Source organism: Pseudomonas sp. NPDC008258, assembly GCF_042956345.1.
Taxonomy (GTDB): Bacteria; Pseudomonadota; Gammaproteobacteria; order Pseudomonadales; family Pseudomonadaceae; genus Aquipseudomonas.
In genome coordinates this window covers 14,236-28,647 of sequence record NZ_JBIBGE010000010.1, presented here as the reverse complement: position 1 = coordinate 28,647, position 14,412 = coordinate 14,236, and the positions used below count along the sequence as shown (strand labels likewise).

14 protein-coding genes are annotated in these 14,412 nt (G+C 63.7%); 7 read left to right on the top strand and 7 right to left on the bottom strand.

Features of this window, described 5'->3' with window-relative positions:
* The first annotated feature begins 63 nt into the window (after nt 1-63).
* From ACFY9W_RS10260 to ACFY9W_RS10240, 5 genes are all read left to right on the top strand, one after another.
* Nucleotides 64-1,224, top strand: a complete 1,161-nt coding sequence (locus ACFY9W_RS10260; protein WP_012274373.1) for a D-alanyl-D-alanine carboxypeptidase family protein — start codon at nt 64-66, stop codon at nt 1,222-1,224.
* 73 nt (nt 1,225-1,297) lie between these two features.
* Complete coding sequence (locus tag ACFY9W_RS10255; protein ID WP_003249736.1) at nt 1,298-1,573, top strand: DUF493 domain-containing protein; 276 nt, start codon at nt 1,298-1,300, stop codon at nt 1,571-1,573.
* Nucleotides 1,573-2,220 (top strand): lipoyl(octanoyl) transferase LipB, encoded by a 648-nt coding sequence (gene lipB, locus ACFY9W_RS10250; protein ID WP_391129271.1) that lies wholly within the window; start codon nt 1,573-1,575, stop codon nt 2,218-2,220. Before ACFY9W_RS10255 ends, lipB begins: the two co-directional genes overlap by 1 nt.
* 2 nt (nt 2,221-2,222) lie before the next feature.
* Nucleotides 2,223-3,239 carry a lipoyl synthase gene (gene lipA / locus ACFY9W_RS10245; RefSeq protein ID WP_391129268.1) on the top strand — a complete coding sequence of 339 codons (1,017 nt, stop codon included), beginning with the start codon at nt 2,223-2,225 and terminating at the stop codon, nt 3,237-3,239.
* An 87-nt stretch (nt 3,240-3,326) separates the two neighbouring features.
* Nucleotides 3,327-4,265: an LD-carboxypeptidase gene (locus ACFY9W_RS10240; RefSeq protein WP_391129265.1), complete on the top strand. Its 939-nt coding sequence runs from the start codon at nt 3,327-3,329 to the stop codon at nt 4,263-4,265.
* Between the two features lie 114 nt (nt 4,266-4,379).
* Here ACFY9W_RS10240 and ACFY9W_RS10235 read toward each other — a convergent pair whose 3' ends face one another.
* The 5 genes from ACFY9W_RS10235 to leuS form a co-directional block, all read right to left on the bottom strand.
* The gene (locus tag ACFY9W_RS10235) at nt 4,380-5,696 is read right to left on the bottom strand and encodes a lytic murein transglycosylase (RefSeq protein ID WP_391129262.1); all 1,317 of its coding nucleotides are present in this window, start codon (nt 5,694-5,696) and stop codon (nt 4,380-4,382) included.
* A 60-nt stretch (nt 5,697-5,756) separates the two neighbouring features.
* Nucleotides 5,757-5,921 carry an alternative ribosome rescue factor ArfA gene (gene arfA, locus ACFY9W_RS10230; protein ID WP_003257578.1) on the bottom strand — a complete coding sequence of 55 codons (165 nt, stop codon included), beginning with the start codon at nt 5,919-5,921 and terminating at the stop codon, nt 5,757-5,759.
* 189 nt (nt 5,922-6,110) lie between these two features.
* Nucleotides 6,111-7,148 (bottom strand): DNA polymerase III subunit delta, encoded by a 1,038-nt coding sequence (gene holA, locus ACFY9W_RS10225; protein WP_391129258.1) that lies wholly within the window; start codon nt 7,146-7,148, stop codon nt 6,111-6,113.
* Between the two features lie 39 nt (nt 7,149-7,187).
* Nucleotides 7,188-7,793, bottom strand: coding sequence for an LPS assembly lipoprotein LptE (lptE, locus tag ACFY9W_RS10220; RefSeq protein ID WP_391129255.1), 606 nt, complete (start codon nt 7,791-7,793; stop codon nt 7,188-7,190).
* A 61-nt stretch (nt 7,794-7,854) separates the two neighbouring features.
* Entirely contained in the window at nt 7,855-10,461 is a 2,607-nt protein-coding gene (gene leuS, locus ACFY9W_RS10215) for a leucine--tRNA ligase (RefSeq protein ID WP_391129251.1), read from the bottom strand.
* 228 nt (nt 10,462-10,689) lie between these two features.
* Between leuS and ACFY9W_RS10210 the strand changes: the two genes are divergently transcribed.
* Both ACFY9W_RS10210 and ACFY9W_RS10205 read left to right on the top strand, forming a co-directional pair.
* Entirely contained in the window at nt 10,690-11,004 is a 315-nt protein-coding gene (locus ACFY9W_RS10210) for a hypothetical protein (RefSeq protein ID WP_198752397.1), read from the top strand.
* Nucleotides 11,005-11,137: 133 nt separating this feature from the next.
* Complete coding sequence (locus tag ACFY9W_RS10205; protein WP_391129248.1) at nt 11,138-11,899, top strand: ElyC/SanA/YdcF family protein; 762 nt, start codon at nt 11,138-11,140, stop codon at nt 11,897-11,899.
* Nucleotides 11,900-12,025: 126 nt separating this feature from the next.
* Here ACFY9W_RS10205 and lnt read toward each other — a convergent pair whose 3' ends face one another.
* A complete protein-coding gene (gene lnt, locus ACFY9W_RS10200) occupies nt 12,026-13,543 on the bottom strand; it encodes an apolipoprotein N-acyltransferase (protein ID WP_391129246.1) in 1,518 nt (505 codons plus the stop codon).
* A gap of 8 nt (nt 13,544-13,551) precedes the next feature.
* Nucleotides 13,552-14,391: a transporter associated domain-containing protein gene (locus ACFY9W_RS10195; protein ID WP_391129244.1), complete on the bottom strand. Its 840-nt coding sequence runs from the start codon at nt 14,389-14,391 to the stop codon at nt 13,552-13,554.
* Nucleotides 14,392-14,412: the final 21 nt, after the last annotated feature.

Here is a 14,412-nt window from a genome sequence, read left to right as displayed (position 1 = left end):
GGCGCTGGGCACACGATCTTGCCCAGGGAACATCTCAGACCATTAGCGATTTTCGAGAGACGGATGAACATCACCAACCTTGCCAAACGACTTTGCCTGCCTGTACTGCTGATGATCACGCCTGCCGCCTTCGCGGCTGAGCAGATGACGCCGGCGCCACCGCAACTGGCAGCCAAGTCCTACGTACTCATGGACGCGTCCAGCGGCAACGTGCTGGTCGAGAACAACGGTGACGAGCGCCTGCCGCCGGCCAGCCTGACCAAGCTGATGACCGCCTACATCGCCACCCTGGACATCCGCCGTGGCCAGATCGGTGAAAACGACCCGGTTACCGTCAGCGAAAACGCCTGGCGTACCGGCGGTTCGCGCATGTTCATCAAGGTGGGCAGCCAGGTAACCGTCAGCGACCTGCTGCACGGCATCATCATCCAGTCCGGCAACGACGCCTCGGTGGCCCTGTCCGAGCACATCGCCGGCAGCGAAGATGCCTTCGCCGACATGATGAACAAGACGGCTGCCGACCTGGGCATGACCAACAGCCACTTCATGAACCCGACCGGCCTGCCGAACCCGGAGCACTACTCGTCGGCGCATGACATGGCGACCCTGGCCCGTGCGATCATCACCGTGGATCCGGCCCACTACGCCATCTATTCGCAGAAAGAGTTCTTCTGGAACAACATCAAGCAGCCTAACCGCAACCTGCTGCTGTGGCGTGACAAGACCGTCGATGGCCTGAAAACCGGCCACACCGACGAAGCCGGCTACTGCATGGTGGCCTCGGCCGTTCGTGATGGCCAGCGCCTGATCGCCGTGGTGTTCGGTACCAACAGCGAGCAGTCGCGTGCTGCCGAGACCCAGAAGCTGCTGACCTATGGTTTCCGCTTCTTCGAAACCCAGACCTTCTACCAGAAGGGCACCGAGCTGACCCAGGCCCCGGTCTGGAAGGGCGCTACCGGCCAGATCAAGGCTGGCCTGGCTGACGACCTGACCATGACTATGCCTAAAGGCCAATTGAAGCGCCTGCAGGCTTCGATGACCATGAACCCGCAGCTCACCGCACCGATTGCCAAAGGTGACGTGATCGGCAAAGTGGAAGTCAAGCTGGACGAGAAAGTGGTTCACAGCGCCGACCTGATCGCCCTTGATGGCGTTGAGGAAGGTGGTTTCTTCCGCCGTATGTGGGATAGCATCCGTCTATTCTTCTATGGCTTGTTCAACTGACACGTGACCGGCATGCCCCCGCGTATCTCGCGGGGGCGTTGTTGTTGCCACGGCTTACGAGGCCGTTTCCGCCATGAGCGAACCAGACGTCAAGTCGCATAAAATCGAATTCCCTTGCGACGATTACCCGATCAAGGTAATCGGCGATACCGTTGTCGGCTTCAAGGACACGGTAATCGAGATCCTCAGCAAGCACGCGAAGGTTGACCTTTCCACCCTGGCCGAGCGCCAGAGCAAGGAAGGCAAATACACCACCGTGCAATTGCACATCGTTGCCGAAAGCGAGAACCAGCTGCACGATATCAACAGCGCCCTGCGCGCTACCGGCATCGTGAAAATGGTGCTCTGATGCCCGCTTGTCTCGGTTTTCGCGAGCTTGGCCTGCAGCCCTACGAACCTGTGCTGGAGGCCATGCGTCGCTTCACCGAGCAGCGCAGCCCGGACAGCCAGGATGAAATCTGGCTGGTCGAGCATCCTGCAGTCTTCACCCAGGGCCAGGCCGGCAAGGCCGAGCACCTGCTGGTGCCGGGCGAAATCCCGGTGGTGCAGACCGACCGCGGCGGCCAGGTAACCTACCATGGCCCCGGGCAGCTGGTGGCCTACCTGCTGCTGGATGTGCGCCGGCTGGGCTTTGGCGTGCGTGAACTGGTCAGCCGTATCGAGCAGACGCTGGTCGACCTGCTGGCCAGTTACGGCGTGCAGGCATCGGCCAAGCCCGATGCCCCGGGCGTCTATGTCGATGGAGCGAAAATCGCCTCCCTCGGCCTGCGAATTCGCAACGGCCGTTCGTTCCACGGCCTTGCCCTGAACGTGGACATGGACCTTGCGCCATTCCGCCGAATCAACCCCTGCGGTTATGCGGGGCTGGCCATGACCCAGCTGCGCGATCTGGCAGGTCCGATCGAACTCGACGAGGTCAGGACAAGGCTGCGCGGACAGCTGGTCAAGCACCTCGACTACGCTGAGCAGACGACCCTCACGGGCGGAATCGACTGAATATGACAACTGTGCAAGAAGCCGTGCCGAACCTGATACCCACCCAGGATGTCACCCCGCGCCAAGCGCCGAAGAAGGTGGAAGCTGGGGTAAAACTGCGTGGCGCCGAAAAGGTGGCGCGCATCCCGGTGAAGATCATCCCGACCGAAGAGCTGCCGAAAAAGCCCGACTGGATTCGCGTGCGGATTCCGGTATCGCCAGAGGTAGACCGCATCAAGCAACTGCTGCGCAAGCACAAGCTGCACAGCGTGTGCGAAGAGGCCTCTTGCCCGAACCTGGGCGAGTGCTTCTCCGGTGGTACCGCCACCTTCATGATCATGGGCGACATCTGCACCCGTCGCTGCCCGTTCTGTGACGTCGGCCACGGCCGGCCGAAGCCGCTGGACCTGGACGAGCCGAAAAACCTGGCTGTCGCTATTGCCGATCTGCGCCTGAAGTACGTGGTGATCACTTCGGTGGACCGCGACGACCTGCGTGACGGCGGTGCCCAGCACTTTGCCGACTGCATCCGCGAAATCCGTGCGCTGTCGCCGGGCGTGCAGCTGGAAACCCTGGTACCGGACTACCGTGGCCGTATGGACGTTGCGCTGGAAATTACCGCGCAAGAGCCGCCGGATGTGTTCAACCACAACCTCGAAACCGTACCGCGCCTGTACAAGGCAGCGCGCCCGGGCTCGGACTACGACTGGTCGCTGGACCTGCTGCAGAAGTTCAAGCAGATGGTGCCGCATGTACCGACCAAGTCGGGCCTGATGCTCGGCCTGGGCGAAACCGACGAGGAAGTGATCGAAGTGATGCACCGCATGCGCGAGCACGATATCGACATGCTCACCCTCGGCCAGTACCTGCAGCCGTCGCGCAGCCACCTGCCGGTTCAGCGTTTCGTTCACCCGGACACCTTCGCCTGGTTCGCCGAGGAAGGTTACAAGATGGGCTTCAAGAACGTTGCTTCCGGCCCGTTGGTGCGTTCGTCGTACCACGCCGACCAGCAGGCTCACGAAGCCAAGATCAAGCTCTGAGCCACGCGCAGGGTTGAACATGCCGATGCGCGCCGAAGGGCGGCATCGGCATTTTTGTTTGTGTACCACGCGCTGCAAGGAGCCACGATGATTTGCCCCGAACCCTTCGAAACCTGCCTGCCGGCTGCGCTGCCGCGTAATGCCTGCTTTGCCATTGTTGCCCCGGCTGGCGCAGCGCGGCTGGATACGCACAAAGTCAGCCAGTGGTTTGCCGACCGCAGTTACCGCTGCCGGGTGTATCCGGGTGCGCTTCAGGCGCAAGGTTACCTGGCGGGGTCGGACCAGCAGCGCTTGCAAGACTTGCACGATGCCTTTGCCGACCCGGCTATCGACGCCATCCTGTGCATGCGTGGTGGTTACGGCAGTATGCGCCTGCTCGACCGGCTGGACTTTGACCTGATCCGCCGCAACCCCAAGCCGTTGATCGGCTACAGCGACATTACCGCGTTGCACACGGCTATCTACCGGCATGCCGGGCTGATCACGTTCCATGGCGGGATGCTTAATGCCGACTTGTTGGGGGCCAAGTTGCCGCCGACCGAGTCGTCGTTGCTGGCGCAGCTGGGTGGGCATGTGCGGGCAGGCGAGCACGTCGTGCACCCGGCGGAACATGCCTTGAGCAGTGTATTGCCGGGTGTGGCCAGCGGGCCGCTGCTGGGCGGCAACCTGTCGATGCTGGGCGCGACCATGGGAACCCTTGCCGAGCTGGATACCCAGGGCTGCATCCTGTTCATTGAGGACGTGAACGAGCCGCTGTACCGGGTGGATCGCCTGCTGACCCAGATGCGCCTGGCGGGCAAGCTGGAGGGGGTGAAGGGCGTGCTGGTGGGGGACTTTGCCGGGATTACCACGGCGGCGTTGACGCCGTTGCTGGTGGACATCTTTGCGCCGCTGGGCGTGCCGGTGCTGGCGGGGTGGCGCAGCGGGCATTGTGACCCGAATGTGTGCTTGCCGTTGGGGGCTCGCGTCCGGCTGGACAGTGATCAGCAGAGTCTGGTGTTGGAGCAGGACCTGTTCAAGGCTTGAGACTCTAGGGGCTGCTTTGCAGCCCTTCGCGGGCACGCCCGCTCCCACAGGGTTGGCGCGATACCTGTGGGAGCGGGCGTGCCCGCAAAGGGCCGCACAGCGGCCCCAAAAATCTCACTGGCTACGCAAGCTCTCAAGCAACTTGTGGGTCGGGTAGCCATCTGCCGGCCACCCCAGCCCCTGCTGGGCATTGCGAATGGCCTTGCGGGTATTGGCGCCGATGATGCCATCGGCATTCCCGGCCTCGTGCCCGCGGCTGTTCAACAGGTTCTGCAACTCCATACGCTCGCTGCGGCTCAGCGGCAGGTCCTCTTTCGGCCAGCTGCCGGCAATGAAGCCCCAGCCGCTGAAGCGATCCCCCAGCAGGCTCACCGCCAACGCATAGGACGACGAGTTGTTGTACTTGAGAATGGCGCGGAAGTTATCCAGCACCAGGAATGCCGGGCCACGTGCTCCCGCTGGCAGCAGCAGGGCGGCCGACAGCGGGTTGCTACCTGCCGGCAGCTGAGTGCCTGCGGGCAGTTTCACGCCCATTGCCAGCCATTCGCTCACCGGCTTGCGCAGCGCGCCATCGGCTTGCCAGAAGTCGAAACCAGCTGGTACCTGTACCTCGAAGCCCCACGGTTGACCACGCTTCCAGCCCGAGCTCTGCAGGTAGTGCGCAGTCGAGGCCAGCGCATCTGGTGTGCTGTTCCAGATATCGCGGCGGCCATCACCGTCGAAGTCCACGGCATGGGTGTTGTAGGTAGTCGGGATGAACTGGGTCTGGCCCATGGCGCCGGCCCACGAGCCACGCATGGCCTCGGGCTGGATGTCACCATGCTGGATGATCTGCAGTGCGGCGATCAGCTGGTCCTGGGCGAACTGTGGCCGTCGGCCCTCGTAGGCCAGGGTGGCCAGCGAGCGGATCACCGACTTGTTGCCCTGGAACTGGCCGAAGTTGCTTTCCATCCCCCACACCGCGACCAGCACCTGGCGGTCCACGCCGTAGCGTTGTTCGATGCGTGTCAGCAGCTCGGCGTTCTGCTCCAGCAGCTTCTTGCCGTTGCGCACGCGCAGGGGCGACAGGGCGCCTTCGAGGTATTCCCACACTGGGCGGGTGAATTCCGGCTGGCTGCGGTCGGCCTTGATCACGTCCATGTCCGGCGTGACGCCGAGGAACGCGCGGTCGAAGGTGCTGGGTGAAATGCCGGCTTGCAGGGCTTGTTGGCGGAAGTTCGCCTGCCACTGGGCGAAGGTTTGCAGAGGCTGGATTTCGGTGCTGACGTCAGGCGTTGCGCCGGGTACGGTTACCACGGGAGCGGGTTGCGCAGGGGCCAGCGGCAGTGCGTCGGCGGCGGTGGGTTTTTCCGCGCAGGCCACGAGCAGGATGAAGCTGGAGGCCGCGATCAGCTGGCGGGTTTCCCAACGGGGGAGAAGACGGAAGAGCATGCACAGATCCAGAATTGCAGGTCAGGTGACGACCATACCATGCCTGCGCTTGCGATGCTTTCAAGCTGCCAAAAAGTAGGAAGCCTCCCAATCTCTCGATTGGAAGGCTTCGCGGCGGTAGCTGCCTTTGCCCTTGTTCGGTTGTTCCTGGCGGCAGCGGAACAGCGGTTGGGCGATGATGGACTTGGCCTTGTTGGGGCCGTGTTTTTTCGGCTTTTTGCTCATGGTGGCGTTCCCGTGGTTGGTGAGTTTCGGGGCGCACTGTAGGGCTTGGGGTAGGGTGGGGCCAATTGATTATGTTTATGGTCGATCGCAGTCCTGTGGGAGCGGGCGCGCCCGCGAACACCGGCGAAGCCGGTGCCATCCACCGCGTCGCCTGATTCGCGGGCACGCCCGCTCCCACAGGGACTCCAGTTACTCGGGAGGGAGCGCCAGGCGCTGGCCAGCCATCAGCAGCGCCAACCGCGACAACCCGGTCCAGGGCGAACCTTCGGCCTGGCCCTTGATCTGTGCATCGATCCGCTGGGCATCCTGCAGCAACTGCGACCAGCGCTGCGCCGACAGGCGCTGCAGGGCCTTGCTGACCAACGGTCGGCGTTTGTCCCAGATCGGCGGGCGGGCCTGGCTGAAGGCCTTGTCCAGCGGTACACCCTGGCTGAACTGCTGCGCCAGCCCGGCCAGCTGGCGCAACTCACGGGCCAGGGCCCAGAGGATCACCGGTGGCTCCACACCCTCACCACGCAAACCTTCGAGCATGCGCAGGGCATGTGCGGCTTCGCCATTGAGGATGGCGTCGACCAGGCCGAATACATCGAAGCGGGCGCTGTCGGCAACGGCGGCCTGCACGGTTTCCACGGTGATCTGGTTGCCGTCGGCGAGCAGCTTGAGCTTTTCGATTTCCTGCGCGGCCGCCAGCAGGTTGCCTTCCACGCGGGCTGCGATCAGGTCGACAGCGTCACGTTGTGCCGACAGGCCGGCTTGCTGCAGGCGCTGGTTGATCCACTGCGGCAACTGGTGCACATCCACGGGCCAGATCTGGATGAACTGGCAGTGCGCGCCCTCGATCAACGCCTTGCCCCACTTGGTCTTTTGCGCACTGCCGTCGAGCTTGGGCAGGCTGACCAGCAGCAGGGTGTCTTCGGCGGGGTTCGCGCAGTATTCCATCAGTGCAGCGGCGCCTTTGTCACCGGGCTTGCCAGAGGGCAGGCGCAGTTCCAGCAGGCGACGCTGGGCGAACAGTGACAGGCTGGCGCCCGCCTGGAGCAGGGTGCCCCAGTCGAAGTTGGCATCGGCACTGAATACCTGGCGTTCGTCGAAACCTTGCTGGCGTGCCGCATTGCGGATGGCGTCGGCGGCTTCCTGGCACAGCAGCGGGTCGTCGCCGCTGACCACGTAAACCGGTGCCAAGGCGCCTTGCAGGTGCTTGTTGAGCTGGGCGGGGGCGAGTTTCATGGGAAACAGGCGGGGCACCCGAAGGTGCCCCACGCGGGCTTAGTTGCCCGGAACTTCCAGTGGCGACTGCTGAGGCGTTTCGGCCTGCTGACGCTGGGCAGCCTCCAGCGCGGCGGCTTCGGCCTTGGCGCGTTCGTCGGCTTTGCGCTGCAGCTCGTCGAGCTGGGACGGGCTCAGCATCTGCAGGCGAACGACCATGGCGTTCACGAGGTCGCGGCGCATTTCTTCACGGGCGCGGTTGGCTTCCTGCTCGGACCCTGTGATGTTCGAGCCGTCACGCACATAGATCTTGCGCACTTCCAGCTTGTCGCTCATCAGCTCCAGGTTGTTCAGGCCCTGGATGCTGTAGTTCAGCACGGTGGTCAGTTCGTATTCGGCAGTACGGTTGCCGCTGCTGTAGGTGGCGGAACGTTCGTTTTCCTGCTCGTTGGTCAGTACCAGGCGGTAGGGGGCGCCGGTGTGTACGTTGACACCGCTACGCTCCAGTACTTTGCGCAGCTCGACCACGGTCGGGCCGTAGGCGTTGCGTGCGCTGACGTCCATTTCCTTCACGCTCAGCTCGGTAGAGCCGGTGCCGCGCAGCTGGAAACCGCAGGCGCTGAGCATGACCGCCAGGCCGATTACCAGCAAATTGCGTTTGATCATGTTGTTGCTCCCTTGTGGGCCTGTTACGCCCGCCCGCACTGACTGCGAGCGGGCGCTGCCATCAGTTGGCGACGATGTTGACCAGCTTGCCCGGTACCACGATGACCTTGCGGATGGTCAGGCCATCGATGAAGCGCAGGACATTCTCGTTGCTGCGGGCGGCGGCTTCGACTTCTTCGCGGCTGGCCGCGGCAGGCATCTCGACCTGGCCGCGCAGTTTACCGTTCACCTGGACCACCAGGGTAATGGTGTCCTGCACCAGCGCTTGTTCGTCGACGCTCGGCCAGGCGGCATCGATTACCGAGCCGGCGTGGCCCAGTTGCTGCCACAGCTCGTGGGAGATGTGCGGGGTGATCGGCGCCAGCAGCAGGGTCACGGCTTCAAGGCCTTCCTGCAGCAGGGCGCGGTCCTGTTCGCTGGCCTGCGGGGCCTTTTCCAGCACGTTCATCACGGTCATTACCTGGGCAATGGCGGTATTGAACTTGTGGAACTGGCCCACGTCGGTGCTGGCCTGCTTGATGGCAGCGTGGATGGCGCGGCGGATGACCTTTTGCGCGTCGTCCAGGGCGGCAACATCCAGCTTGCCCGGCAGGCCTTGGCTGACATGAGCCTGGGCCAGGCGCCAGACACGGCGCAGGAAGCGGCTGGCGCCTTCGACGCCGGAGTCGGACCATTCCAGGCTCATGTCGGGCGGCGAGGCGAACATCATGAACAGGCGGCAAGTGTCGGCGCCGTAGGCTTCGATCATCGACTGCGGGTCGACGCCGTTGTTCTTCGACTTCGACATCTTCTCGGTGCCGCCGATTTCCACCGGCAGGCCGTCGGTCTTCAGGCGGGCGCCAATGATCTTGGCCTTGGCATCGCGCTCGATCTCGACATCGGCCGGGTTGAACCAGTCCTTGCCGCCGTTGCTGGCCACACGGTAGTAGGTTTCGGCGACCACCATGCCCTGGGTCAGCAGGTTCTTGAATGGCTCGTTCGAGGTGACCAGGCCTTCGTCGCGCATCAGCTTGTGGAAGAAGCGCGCGTACAGCAGGTGCAGGATCGCGTGCTCGATACCGCCGATGTACTGGTCGACCGGCAGCCAGTGGTTGGCGGCTTTCGGGTCTACCAGGCCCTTGTCGTAGTTAGGCGAGGCGTAGCGGGCGAAGTACCAGGACGACTCGACAAACGTGTCCATGGTGTCGGTTTCGCGCTTGGCCGCGGTGCCGCATTTCGGGCAGGTGCACTCATAGAATTCAGGCATCCGCGCCAGTGGCGAACCGGCGCCGTCCGGCACAACGTTCTCTGGCAGGGTGACCGGCAGCTGGTCTTCCGGCACCGGTACGTCGCCGCAGGACGGGCAGTGGATGATCGGGATCGGGCAGCCCCAGTAGCGTTGGCGGCTGATACCCCAGTCACGCAGACGGAACTGGGTACGCGACTTGCCCAGTTCCTTGCGCAGCAGGGCCGCTTCGATGGCGTCGAAGGCGCCGGCGAAGTCCAGGCCGTCGAACTCGGCGGAGTTGATCAGCTGGCCGTGCTCGCCATAGGAGGCCTGCCATTCGGTGCCGACTTCATCGCCAGCGCTGGTGCGCACCACGGCCTTGACCGGCAGGTTGTACTTGTGGGCGAACTCGAAGTCACGCTCGTCGTGGGCCGGCACGGCCATCACGGCGCCGTCGCCGTAGTGCATCAGCACGTAGTTGGCGACCCATACCGGCAGCTTCTCACCGGTCAGCGGGTGCTCTACCAGCAGGGAAGTGGCCATGCCCTTCTTCTCCTGGGTGGCCATGTCGGCTTCGGCTACGCTGCCGCTCTTGCACTCGTCGATGAACGCCTGCAGCGCCGGGTTGCCCTGGGCTGCCTGGGTGGCCAGCGGGTGCTCGGCGGCAACGGCAACGTAGGTCGCGCCCATCAGCGTGTCGGGGCGGGTGGTGAAGACCTTCAGGGTGCCTTCGTGGCCGATGCTGGCCTGGTCGTACGGGAACTGTACTTCCATGCCGCGCGACTTGCCGATCCAGTTGCGCTGCATGGTCTTGACCTGTTCAGGCCAGCCCGGCAGCTCGTCGAGGCTTTCCAGCAGCTCGTCGGCGTAGTCGGTGATGCGGAAGTAGTACATCGGGATTTCGCGCTTTTCGATCAGCGCGCCCGAGCGCCAGCCGCGGCCGTCGATGACCTGCTCGTTGGCCAGTACGGTCTGGTCCGCCGGGTCCCAGTTCACGGTACCGTTCTTGCGGTAGATGATGCCTTTCTCGAACAGGCGGGTGAACAGCCACTGCTCCCAACGGTAGTAGTCGGGCTTGCAGGTGGTGACTTCACGTGCCCAGTCGATGGCCAGGCCCAGGCTCTTGAGCTGGGTCTTCATGTAGTCGATGTTTTCGTACGTCCACTTGGCCGGGGCGACGTTGTTTTTCATCGCCGCGTTTTCTGCGGGCATGCCGAAAGCGTCCCAGCCCATCGGCTGCAGGACGTTCTTGCCCAGCATGCGCTGGTAACGGGCAATCACGTCGCCGATGGTGTAGTTGCGAACGTGGCCCATGTGTAGCTTGCCGCTCGGGTACGGGAACATCGATAGGCAATAGTAGGTGTCTTTGCCTGGCTGTTCGGTAACAGCGAACGATTGTTGCTCGTCCCAGAACTTCTGGGCGGCGGCTTCGATATCACGGGGCGTGTATTGTTCGTGCATGGCTACTTTTGGCTGAGAGAGAAGAGACCTTGTTCCAGGCAGCGGAACCTCGCTGCGTCCGGCACTCCGGTGTCGTTCAGAGTGAACGCCGTAGCATACAGCAGCGCCGCGCATCGTGGGAAACCTTCGTTGCGAATGGCCGCTGGTCGCAGCGCCCGGCTGCTTTTCATGGCGCCGCTAAGCTCAGGTGTGGGGGGAGATATTCTTTATCTTCAATTGAGGTGACGGATGGGAGAGACGCAGCTACCCGCTATGAAACCGGAGCTTTACGAGCGCCTGATCGACCGGCTTGGCCTGGCACTGGAAGTGGCCAGGACCTCGGTACGATTGCGCGACGAGATGCCAGCCGAGCTGGAGTTGCGTGGCCTGAGCCACGCAGAGTTCGAAGTGATCAAGGCCTACCTGGAATCCCTCCCGGAGCGCCACAATGCCTCTGTCGGCAGTTACCCACAAGCGGAGCCGACATCGGCCAAGATCATCTGGCTCAAGGACAAGAAGCGCCCCGCCAATCCGGCGAGGTCCAGGACGCTGCCACATCGCTAGCCGTCCAGGACGCCAGGCGCGGGCTGGCGCGCCGGTTCTTCGACTACACACAACTTACGATCGGCGCCGGTCGCACCCTTGTTGACCGGCGCCGATCCTTCTAGGCTGCACGCCTGCCAAGGAGGTGTGGCCGATGCCGATCCGATTCTTCATCAAACAATGGCTGATGCCGCCGGGCATCCTGTTCCTGCTGCTGCTTGCGGCGTGGTGGCTGCGTGCGCGGCGGCCACGGCTGGCGGCACTGTGCTTTGCCGTGGGGCTTGGTGGCCTGTGGCTGATGAGCCTGCCGCTGGTGGTGCAGCAAACCGCCCATGTACTGGAAAGCGAGCCACCGTTGGCGGTAGACGACTGGGCCGACCTTGCGAAGCGGGCGGATGCCATTGTGGTGTTGGGCGCAGGGCGCGAACGTGGCGACCCCGCCTGGGGCGGCAGCGACCAGCCCGCGGCCACGGCTTTGGAACGCATGCGTTTTGCTGCGCAGCTGGCCAAGGCGTCAGGCCTTCCGGTGCTGACCAGTGGTGGGTTGCACTATGGCACGCCGCCGAGTGAAGCGCGGCTGATGGCTGATCGCCTGCATGACGATTTTTCGGTCGAAGTGAAGTGGCGCGAAGAGGCCAGCCGCACGACCTGGGAGAATGCCCAGCTAACAGCCAAGGTGTTGCAGCCGTTGGGCATTCGCCGTGTGGTGGTGGTGACCCAGGCCTGGCACATGCAGCGCTCGCGCTGGAGCTTCGAGCAGGCGGGGTTCGAGGTGGTGCCGGCGCCAGTGGGGTTCCTGGGGCGTGATCATGCTCGCCCGTTTGGCGGGTTGCTGCCGGAGAGCCGGGCGATGTGGCAGAGCGGGCAGTTGTTCAATGAGGTGGTGGGGCTGGTGGGGTATCGGGTGTTCTATTGAGCCCATTATTGCCTGTGCCGGCCTCTTCGCGGGCTTGCCCGCTCCCACAGAGATATCACTGGACCTGAGAACAGCGCGATACCTGTGGGAGCGGGCGAGCCCGCGAAGAGGCCGGTACAGGAAAACTCAGACGGTTTTGGCAATGCGACCCGCCAGCAACGCCCAACCCAGCAGCAGCGCACAGACAATCGCCAGCGGCCACGAACGCCATTGCAGGTATGGCGTCAGCTGCTGCATCGGCACCACCTCGCCATACAGCACCGCCTGCTGGAACTGCGGAATTTGCGTGGTGATGCGGCCAAACGGGTCGATCAGCGCGGTCACGCCGTTGTTGGTGGCGCGGATCATCCAGCGTCCGGCTTCCAGTGCGCGCATTTGCGCCATCTGAAGGTGCTGCAACGGGCCGATCGACTTGCCGAACCAGGTGTCGTTGCTGATGGTCAGCAGCAGGTCGCTGCGTGCGGCCAGGCCTGCGGCGAATTCGGGGTAGACCACTTCGTAGCAGATGTACGGCGCAATCTGGTACCCCTTGGCCTGCAGCAGTGGCTGATCTTCCGGCCCGCGGGCGAAGTCCGACATGGGCAGGTTGAAGAACTCGATGGCGCCACGCAGCATGTCCTGCAACGGTACGTACTCGCCGAACGGCACAAGCTTCTGCTTGAGGTAGGTGCCATCGCCTTCGCCGGTCACCGTGATGCCGTTGTAGTAGCGGCGTTGGTGGTGCACCACTTCCCGCACCGGTACGCCGGTGATCAGCGCCGAATGCCGCTCGGCGGCGAAGCGACCCATCACGTCGATATAGCCCTGGGCCTGGTCCTTGAGTACCGGTACTGCGGTTTCTGGCCAGATCAGCAGGTCCACCGGCCTGGAGCTGAAACTCAGGTCACGGTACAGCGCCAGTTGCGCGTCGATGTGCGCCGGGTCCCATTTCAGGTCCTGCTCGACGTTGCCCTGGATAGCCGCCACTTTCAGCGGGTCGCCCGCCGGCTTGGTCCAGGCGTGGCCCTTGAGCGCCAGGCCCAACGCCCACGGGGCCAGCAACAGCAGGCAGCCCACGGCCAGGAACGAAGGGCGCGCAAGCAAGCGGTGCAGGTTGCACAGCAGGGCAGCAGTGAGCGCCAGGGCGAACGAAACCAGCCACACGCCGCCCAGCGGTGCCAGGCCGGCCAGTGGGCCGTCCAGCTGGCTGTAGCCGGAATAAAGCCAGGGGAAACCGGTAAGGAACCAGCCGCGGAAGGCCTCTTGCAGCAGCCACAGGGCGGCAAAGCACAGGGCGTCGGCCAGTGGCGCTTCATTGCGCCGCAGCCAGCGCGCCCATAGCCAGGTGGGCAGGGCAAAGAACCAGGCCAGGGCGGCGAAGAACGCCAACAGCAGCAGGATTGCCAGCAATGGCGAGGCGCCGCCGTAGGTGTTCATGCTGACGTAGATCCACCAGGTGCCGGCGCCATACAGGCCGAAACCGAACCACCAGCCACGCCACATGGCCTGGCGCGGGCTGAGCTCGCGCAGGCCAAGGTAGAGCAGGGCGATGGACAACACGGCCAGCGGCCAGATGTCGAACGGCGCCAGGGCCAGGAGGGTGGAAGCACCGGCCGCCAGGGCCAGCAGGTTACCGGGCCAGCCGGGGCGGGTGATCCAACGCATGTTTGTCCTTAACGGGTGATCGGGGTCAGGCGCAGCAAGTGTATCCGCCGGCTGTCGGCGTTGAGAATACGGAACTTGTAAGCCCCGATCTCGGTGGTTTCGTTGCGCTTGGGCAGGTGGCCGAAAGCACTCATCACCAGGCCACCGACCGTGTCGAACTCGTCATCGGAGAACTCGCTGTCGAAGAACTCGTTGAAGTTCTCGATCGGGGTAAGCGCCTTGACCAGGAAGTCACCGCTGGGCAGCGGCTTGATGTAGCTGTCTTCCTCGACATCGTGCTCGTCCTCGATATCGCCGACGATTTGCTCCAGCACGTCTTCGATGGTCACCAGGCCTGCCACTCCGCCATATTCGTCGATGACGATGGCCATGTGGTTATGGTTGGCGCGGAACTCGCGCAACAGCACGTTCAGCCGCTTGGACTCGGGCACGAAGGTGGCCGGGCGCAGCAGGTCCTTGATGTTGAAGCTGTCGCCGTTTTCTTTGAGGATCAGCGGCAACAGGTCTTTGGCGAGCAGGATGCCGAGCACATCGTCGTGGCTTTCGCCGATCACGGGGTAGCGGGAGTGGGCGGCGTTGATCACCGCCGGCAGGAACTCGCGCGGCGACTGGCTGGCCTTGATGCTGATCATCTGCGAACGCGGCACCATGATGTCGCGAACCTGCAGGTCGGCGACCTGGATGGCGCCTTCGACGATGGTCAGCGCTTCGCTGTCCAGCAGTTTGTTCTGATGGGCTTCGCGCAGCAGCTCAAGGAGCTCCTGGCGGTTTTTCGGCTCATGGGCAAAAGCCTGGGTCAGTTTACCCAGCCAGGACTTCTGCCCGTTGCTCGATCGATCTTCGCTCATGGCGGTTCTCGTGATCCTTCG

Bases quoted from the DNA above. Each gene is read 5' to 3' on its own strand.
- ACFY9W_RS10260 (WP_012274373.1), top strand. From the start codon at position 64: ATGAACATCACCAACCTTGCCAAACGACTTTGCCTGCCTGTACTGCTG.
- ACFY9W_RS10255 (WP_003249736.1), top strand. From the start codon at position 1,298: ATGAGCGAACCAGACGTCAAGTCGCATAAAATCGAATTCCCTTGCGAC.
- lipB (WP_391129271.1), top strand. From the start codon at position 1,573: ATGCCCGCTTGTCTCGGTTTTCGCGAGCTTGGCCTGCAGCCCTACGAA.
- lipA (WP_391129268.1), top strand. From the start codon at position 2,223: ATGACAACTGTGCAAGAAGCCGTGCCGAACCTGATACCCACCCAGGAT.
- ACFY9W_RS10240 (WP_391129265.1), top strand. From the start codon at position 3,327: ATGATTTGCCCCGAACCCTTCGAAACCTGCCTGCCGGCTGCGCTGCCG.
- ACFY9W_RS10235 (WP_391129262.1), bottom strand. From the start codon at position 5,696: ATGCTCTTCCGTCTTCTCCCCCGTTGGGAAACCCGCCAGCTGATCGCG.
- arfA (WP_003257578.1), bottom strand. From the start codon at position 5,921: ATGAGCAAAAAGCCGAAAAAACACGGCCCCAACAAGGCCAAGTCCATC.
- holA (WP_391129258.1), bottom strand. From the start codon at position 7,148: ATGAAACTCGCCCCCGCCCAGCTCAACAAGCACCTGCAAGGCGCCTTG.
- lptE (WP_391129255.1), bottom strand. From the start codon at position 7,793: ATGATCAAACGCAATTTGCTGGTAATCGGCCTGGCGGTCATGCTCAGC.
- leuS (WP_391129251.1), bottom strand. From the start codon at position 10,461: ATGCACGAACAATACACGCCCCGTGATATCGAAGCCGCCGCCCAGAAG.
- ACFY9W_RS10210 (WP_198752397.1), top strand. From the start codon at position 10,690: ATGGGAGAGACGCAGCTACCCGCTATGAAACCGGAGCTTTACGAGCGC.
- ACFY9W_RS10205 (WP_391129248.1), top strand. From the start codon at position 11,138: ATGCCGATCCGATTCTTCATCAAACAATGGCTGATGCCGCCGGGCATC.
- lnt (WP_391129246.1), bottom strand. From the start codon at position 13,543: ATGCGTTGGATCACCCGCCCCGGCTGGCCCGGTAACCTGCTGGCCCTG.
- ACFY9W_RS10195 (WP_391129244.1), bottom strand. From the start codon at position 14,391: ATGAGCGAAGATCGATCGAGCAACGGGCAGAAGTCCTGGCTGGGTAAA.